The sequence below is a fragment of the Hydrogenophaga sp. NH-16 genome (genome assembly GCF_004006415.1).
In the GTDB taxonomy this organism is placed as follows: Bacteria; Pseudomonadota; Gammaproteobacteria; order Burkholderiales; family Burkholderiaceae_C; genus Hydrogenophaga; species Hydrogenophaga pseudoflava.
This window is the reverse complement of sequence record NZ_CP029344.1, coordinates 4,763,594-4,770,000: the sequence shown is the minus strand read 5'-3', so window position 1 is coordinate 4,770,000 and position 6,407 is coordinate 4,763,594. Positions and strand designations below refer to the sequence as shown.

Below are 6,407 nucleotides of genomic sequence, written 5' to 3'. Positions count from 1 at the left end.
ACTGAGCCTGGGCTCGGGGCTCAATTCCATTTAGCAAATCCACCGCAGCGCGTAGGACCGTTTCCCCAATGGGGAGACGGTCCTTCTCTTTGAGCAGGCTATGATGTACGTACCTCAAAAAGTGATTTACGTACCTCAGAACGTGCGCTAAGACTTCGGTCGGAGGAGACATGAAGCCGACAGTCCACGATATTGCCGCAGCCGCAGGCGTCAGCCTCGCCACCGTCGACCGGGTGCTCAACCGCCGGGCCGGTGTGAGCGCGCGCACCCGCGACAAGGTGGAGGGCGCCGTGGCCGCGCTCGGCTTCGTGCGCGACGTGGCGGCGGCCAATCTGGCCAAGGGCCGCGTCTATCCGCTGACCTTCGTCCTGCCGGCCAACGACAATTCCTTCATGCGCGAGCTGGAGGCGGCGATGCGCGATGCCGCGACACGTTCGCCTTCGGAGCGCACCGACATCCGCATCCTCAAGGTGCCGCCCTTCGATGCGGCGGCGCTTGTCGAAATGCTCGAGGCGCTCGTGGCCGACCGGCCGGCCGGCGTGGCGCTGGTCGCCGTCGATGCGCCGGAGGTGGCCGGTGCTGTCGACCGACTGGTCGATGCGGGCATCCCGGTCGTGACCCTGGTCTCCGATCTGCCGGCGTCGCCAAGGGTCCATTATGCCGGCATCGACAACCTGGCGGCCGGCCGCACCGCCGCGAGCCTGCTCGGCCGCTTCGTCGGCGACCGGCGCGGTTCGATCGCCGTCCTGGCCGGCTCCATGCTGGTGCGCGACCACCGCGAGCGTCTGGAGGGCTTTCGCTCGATCATGGCGAATGATTATCCGCATCTGGCCCTGCTCGACGAGATCGAGGGGCGGGACGATCCGGCGCTGGTCGAGCGCTTGCTTTCGGATTTGTTTCGCCAACGCGACGACATTCTCGGCATCTACAGCCTGGGCGCCGGCAATCGTGGTCTGGTCGCAGCGCTTCGCAAGGCCGAGCTCCGCCGCCGGCCTACCAACGACAATATCGTGGTCGAGTCGCTCGACAGCGACAACTGATCCTCTTTCCTCCGACCATTGGAACAAGCGACATGACGACTTTTTTTCCCCGCGAGATCGTATCCGAACTCGACCGCTTCATCATCGGACAGCATGAGGCGAAGCGTGCCGTGGCGATCGCGCTGCGCAACCGCTGGCGCCGCCAGCAGCTCGACGAAGACCTGCGCGACGAGGTGATGCCGAAGAACATCCTGATGATCGGCCCGACCGGCGTCGGCAAGACCGAGATCTCGCGCCGTCTTGCCAAGCTTGCCGGCGCCCCCTTCATCAAGGTCGAGGCGACGAAGTTCACCGAGGTCGGCTATGTCGGCCGCGACGTGGAACAGATCATCCGCGATCTCGTCGAGGTCGGCATCGGCCTGGTGCGCGAAAAGAAGCGCGCCGAGGTCCAGGCCAAGGCCCATGCCGGCGCCGAGGAACGCGTGCTCGATGCGCTGGTCGGATCGACGGCTTCCCCGGCCACCCGCGACAGCTTCCGCAGGAAGCTGAGGGCCGGCGAGATGGACGACAAGGAGATCGACATCGAGATCGCCGACAGCGGCAGCGGCATGCCCGGCTTCGAGGTTCCCGGAATGCCGGGCGCCAATGTCGGCATCCTCAACCTGTCGGAAATGTTCGGCAAGGCGATGGGAAACCGCACCAAGAAAGTGCGCACCACGGTCAAGGCCTCCTATGCGGATCTCATCCGCGACGAGTCCGACAAGCTGATCGACAATGAGGTAATCCAGCGCGAGGCGGTCCGCTCGGCCGAGAATGACGGCATCGTCTTCCTCGACGAGATCGACAAGATCGCCGCGCGGGAAGGTGGCATGGGGGCAGGCGTATCGCGCGAAGGCGTGCAGCGCGACCTGCTGCCGCTGGTCGAAGGCACCACCGTCTCGACCAAGTACGGGCCGGTGAAGACGGACCATATCCTCTTCATCGCCTCCGGCGCCTTCCATGTGTCGAAGCCTTCGGACCTGCTGCCGGAACTTCAGGGCCGCCTGCCGATCCGCGTCGAATTGAAGCCGCTTACCAAGGAGGACTTCCGCCGCATCCTGACCGAGACCGAAGCGAGCCTCATCCGCCAGTACAAGGCGCTGATGGCGACCGAGGAACTCGATCTCGACTTCACCGAGGACGCCATCGATGCGCTGGCCGATGTCGCGGTCAAGCTCAACACCTCGGTCGAAAACATCGGCGCGCGGCGACTGCAGACCGTGATGGAACGCGTCCTCGACGACATCTCGTTCAACGCGCCCGATCGGGGCGGTTCGAAGGTGATGATCGATCAGGCCTATGTCGCCGAGCATGTCGGCGAGATCGCCGCCGATGCGGATCTGTCGCGCTATATTCTTTAGCGCAGGCAAAATTAAGCGGCTCCGTCGAAGGAATGCCGTAAATGTGACGCAGGGCAAGGTCGACAAACACGGCCTTGCTTCTGTATGGGTGGCGCCGGAAAGCAATCTGCATTTTGAAAACTTGGGGTGAAGGTATCGTGGGTCGATTTACTCGGGCATTCTTCCTGGCGCTGCTTGTTCTTGCGCCGGCAGGTGTGAACGCAGGATCGCTCCGTGTCGTGCCCGAGGGCAACCGCCATGCCGAGCAGCCGCCGATCCCCGGGGCTTCGGTTCGGCGCACCCAGGCCGGCAAGACCACCTTCGACCTGAAATACGAGAAGGTGCGCGACCTCCTGGCGTCCGACGACCGGCTGCGCTCGAAGATCAGGAAGACCGCGGCGGCCTACGACATCGATCCGATCCACATGGTCGGCGCCATCGTCGGTGAGCATACCTTCAACGTCGATGCCTATGACAGCCTGCAGAGTTATTACGTCAAGGCGGCGGCCTATGCCGGCAACAGGGCGTCGACAAGGCCGCCGACCATGACAACAGCGAAGGCGCGGGCGACCAGGGCATCATGTTCGGCTATGCCTGCCGCGAAACGCCGGACCTCATGCCGGCGCCGATCTACTACGCCCACCGCATTCTCCAACTGCTCGCCGCCGCGCGCAAGAAGGGCGAGGGCGAGGCTGCCAAGCTCGGGCCCGACGCCAAGAGCCAGGTGACCGTGCGCTATGTCGACGGCAAGCCCTTCGAAGCGGTGTCGATCGTCCTGTCCACCCAGCATCTCGATGACAGCTGGGATTCGAACAAGGTCCGCTCGGTCGTCGAACCCTATATTCGCGAAGCGCTCGGCGACCTGAAGATCGCCGATGACTGCAAGTGGTACGTCAACCCGACCGGCAAGTTCGTCATCGGCGGCCCGGACGGCGACGCCGGCCTGACCGGCCGCAAGATCATCGTCGACACCTATGGGGGTGCTGCCCCCCATGGCGGCGGCGCCTTCTCCGGCAAGGACACCACCAAGGTCGACCGTTCGGCGGCCTACGCGGCGCGTTACCTCGCCAAGAACGTCGTGGCCGCCGGCCTCGCCGACCGCTGCACCATCCAGATCTCCTACGCGATCGGCATCGCCCAGCCGCTGTCGATCTATGTCGACCTGCATGGAACCGGCAAGGTCACCGAGGACGAGGTCGAGGCCGCGATCCGCAAGGTCATGGATCTCTCCCCGTCGGGCATCCGTCGCAATCTTGACCTGAACAAGCCGATCTATGCTAAGACGTCGGCTTACGGTCATTTCGGCCGCAAGGCAGGCCGTGACGGCTCCTTCTCCTGGGAGAAGCTCGATCTGGTCAAGCCGCTCAAGGATGCTCTCAAGGCTTGAACGAATGACGGAAGCGGAACGCAGGACACGGTCGACCGAAGCCTTCTTCGGTCGGCGAAAGGGAAAGCCGTTGCGCGACCAGCAGGTCGAGCGAATGGAAACCCTCCTGCCGGCGTTGAAGATCGACCTGGCTTCTCCGGCCCCGGTCGACATCAAGTCGCTCTTTCCGCTTGCCGTGGATAAGGTCCGCCTCGAAATCGGCTTTGGCGGCGGCGAGCATCTCGTTCATCGCGCCCGCACCAATCCCGAGACCGGATTCATCGGCGTCGAGCCCTTCGTCAACTCCATGGCCAAGCTTCTGGCCGTGGTCGAGGCCGAGGGATTGAAGAATATCCGCGTTCATGACGATGACGCCACGCAGCTGCTGGACTGGCTGCCGGACGGCTCGATCGACCAGATCGACCTGCTCTATCCCGACCCCTGGCCCAAGAAGAAGCATTGGAAACGGCGCTTCGTCTCGCAGGTCAATCTCGAGCGTTTCCATCGCGTGTTGAAGCCTGGCGGCCTGTTCTGCTTCGCCTCGGACATCGATACCTATCTGAACTGGACGCTGCAGCATTGCAGCCGACATGGCGGCTTCCAATGGACCGCGCGCAATGCGGCGGACTGGCGGACCCCGTTCTCCGGGTGGCCGGGCACGCGCTACGAAGCCAAGGCGAAGCGCGAAGGCCGCGCCTCTGCCTATCTCACATTCGTTAGGTCGTGACGTCGAAGGTCAGTGCAGGCTGACCGTCTTCAATTCGTCCTCGGCTGCCTTGTAGAAGGTGCTGGAGCGATTGTCGGTCAGGAGGATCGGCGTACCGTCGGCGCCGAACAGGGCCCAGAGATCGAGGCTGGGATCGATATCCGGCGCTTCCGGAAAGCAGCGGGACACCTCCTCGGAACGCATCTTGCGGATGTATCCCACTTCGCCGGCACCGAGATGGGCCAGTTCCGACTGGGTAAGACGCGCGTTTACTTCTCTCATCAACATTCCGGTCCTCCGCCACTTAAGGGAGCTACGGCACGATCATGCCGTTAACCCTACTGTGCAGCGGAAATGTTAATTTTTCGCACCACTTTCGCCTCAGCGCGGGCGTTGCAGAGCAGCACGCCGTAGAGCAGGCCCCATTTGATATTGGGCAGCGTCACGTACCAGAAGGTCTGCCAGCCGCTGGCGCCGAGCGACAGCGCCGCCTCCTCGTCGCCGGTGCCCTGTTCCTGCATCAGCGGGATCAGTTCGCGGGCGACGAAGGGGAAGGTGACGAAGACGGTGGCGAGCACGATACCGGGCACGGCAAAGAGGATCTCGATGCCGTAGCTCTTGAGGAAGGGCCCGAGCAGGCTCTGCGAGCCGAACAGCAGCACATAGACCAGGCCGGAAATGACCGGCGAGATGGAGAACGGCAGGTCGATCAGGGTGATCAGGAAGGTCTTGCCCTTGAACTCGAACTTGGCGATCGCCCAGGCGGCGGCCACGCCGAAGACCAGGTTGAGCGGTACGGCGATCGCCGCGACCGTCAGGGTCAACTGGATTGCCGAGAGCGTATCCGGATCGCCGAGCGCCTCGAAAAAGGCGGGAACGCCCTCGCGGAAGGCCTCGATGAAGACCAGGACGAGCGGCAGCAGCAGAACGAAGGCCATGAAGGCGAGTGCCACGGCCATCAGCGAGAAGCGGGCCAGCGGGCTTTCGGTCGAGGCGTCGCGGAAACGCGGCTTGGCCATGGAGGCGGACTCAGCGGACATTGGCATATCTCCTGCGGCTCCACATCTGCAGAAGGTTGATGAACAGCAGCATGGCAAAAGAGATCACCAGCATGATGCAGGCAATCGCGGTGGCGCCGGCATAGTTGAACTCCTCCAATCGGATGACGATCAGAAGCGGCGCGATCTCCGAGACGTAAGGGATGTTGCCGGCGATGAAGATGACCGAGCCGTATTCGCCGACGCCGCGGGCGAAGGCGAGCGCAAATCCGGTGAGGATCGCCGGCGTCAGCGCCGGAAGGACGACCATGCGCAGCGTCTGGAACCGGGTGGCGCCGAGCGTGGCCGAGGCCTCCTCGACCTCGCGGTCGAGCTCCTCCATCACCGGCTGGACGGTGCGCACGACAAAGGGCAGGCCGACGAAGACGAGCGCCACGACAATGCCGACCGGGGTAAAGGCGATCTTGATGCCGAGCGGCGCAAGCAGCGAGCCGACCCAACCGTTCGGCGCATAGAGGGCGGCGAGCGAGATGCCGGCGACGGCGGTCGGCAGGGCGAAGGGCAGGTCGACCACCGCATCGAGCAGGCGGCGGCCGGGGAAATCATAGCGCACCAGCACCCAGGCGACGATGACACCGAACACGGCATTGATGGCGCCGGCTGCCAGCGCCGAGCCGAAGCTTACCTTCAGCGCGAGCACGGTGCGCTCATCGGTGGCGATGGCGAAGAACTCCTCCCAGCCGAGCGAGGCGGAGCGCCAGACCAGGCCCACCAGCGGGATCAGGATGATCACCGTGAGATAGAAGATCGTGTAGCCGAGCGTAAGACCGAAGCCCGGCAGGATGCTCGGTTGGCGCCAGTTCTTCATGGTTCGTCCTGTCGTCATTCCCGTGTCCCGTTGTCCATAATGCCGCGAATTGCGCCTGCGACAAGCCCCGGCCTCATCGCGAGGTCGGGGCTTGTCCGGCGGATGGACGG

At 64.0% G+C, this 6,407-nt stretch carries 7 protein-coding genes and 2 pseudogenes (1 of these 9 cut by a window edge); 5 read left to right on the top strand and 4 right to left on the bottom strand.

Translation table 11 applies throughout. The features are described 5' to 3' along the window. The 3 genes from DD542_RS23060 to hslU all read left to right on the top strand — a co-directional run. Positions 1-5, top strand: the 3' end of a protein-coding gene (locus DD542_RS23060) for an MFS transporter (protein WP_206610715.1). The gene continues 631 nt to the left of window position 1, outside the view; only the last 5 of its 636 coding nucleotides appear in the window; its start codon lies beyond the left edge, outside the window; the stop codon is at positions 3-5. A 165-nt stretch (positions 6-170) separates the two neighbouring features. Next, positions 171-1,040 carry a LacI family DNA-binding transcriptional regulator gene (locus DD542_RS23055; RefSeq protein ID WP_127807200.1) on the top strand — a complete coding sequence of 290 codons (870 nt, stop codon included), beginning with the start codon at positions 171-173 and terminating at the stop codon, positions 1,038-1,040. A gap of 32 nt (positions 1,041-1,072) precedes the next feature. Continuing rightward, positions 1,073-2,380, top strand: a complete 1,308-nt coding sequence (gene hslU, locus DD542_RS23050; RefSeq protein WP_127807199.1) for an ATP-dependent protease ATPase subunit HslU — start codon at positions 1,073-1,075, stop codon at positions 2,378-2,380. An 11-nt stretch (positions 2,381-2,391) separates the two neighbouring features. Here the strand turns inward: hslU and DD542_RS23755 are convergent, their stop codons facing one another. Then, on the bottom strand, positions 2,392-2,811 hold the full coding sequence (locus DD542_RS23755) for a hypothetical protein (protein WP_206610845.1): 420 nt from the start codon (positions 2,809-2,811) through the stop codon (positions 2,392-2,394). 80 nt (positions 2,812-2,891) lie between these two features. Here DD542_RS23755 and metK point away from each other — a divergent pair. Beyond that, positions 2,892-3,746 (top strand): annotated as a pseudogene (gene metK, locus DD542_RS23040) (methionine adenosyltransferase); the annotation flags it as partial. A 4-nt stretch (positions 3,747-3,750) separates the two neighbouring features. Next, positions 3,751-4,452 carry a tRNA (guanosine(46)-N7)-methyltransferase TrmB gene (trmB, locus tag DD542_RS23035; protein WP_127807198.1) on the top strand — a complete coding sequence of 234 codons (702 nt, stop codon included), beginning with the start codon at positions 3,751-3,753 and terminating at the stop codon, positions 4,450-4,452. 9 nt (positions 4,453-4,461) lie between these two features. Here the strand turns inward: trmB and DD542_RS23030 are convergent, their stop codons facing one another. The 3 genes and pseudogenes from DD542_RS23030 to cysT form a co-directional block, all read right to left on the bottom strand. Continuing rightward, complete coding sequence (locus DD542_RS23030) at positions 4,462-4,719, bottom strand: DUF1150 family protein (protein WP_115668636.1); 258 nt, start codon at positions 4,717-4,719, stop codon at positions 4,462-4,464. A 95-nt stretch (positions 4,720-4,814) separates the two neighbouring features. Continuing rightward, positions 4,815-5,471 (bottom strand): annotated as a pseudogene (locus DD542_RS23025) (sulfate ABC transporter permease subunit); the annotation flags it as partial. After that, complete coding sequence (gene cysT, locus DD542_RS23020) at positions 5,461-6,297, bottom strand: sulfate ABC transporter permease subunit CysT (protein WP_347232062.1); 837 nt, start codon at positions 6,295-6,297, stop codon at positions 5,461-5,463. The gene cysT and the pseudogene DD542_RS23025, both read right to left, overlap by 11 nt. Positions 6,298-6,407: the final 110 nt, after the last annotated feature.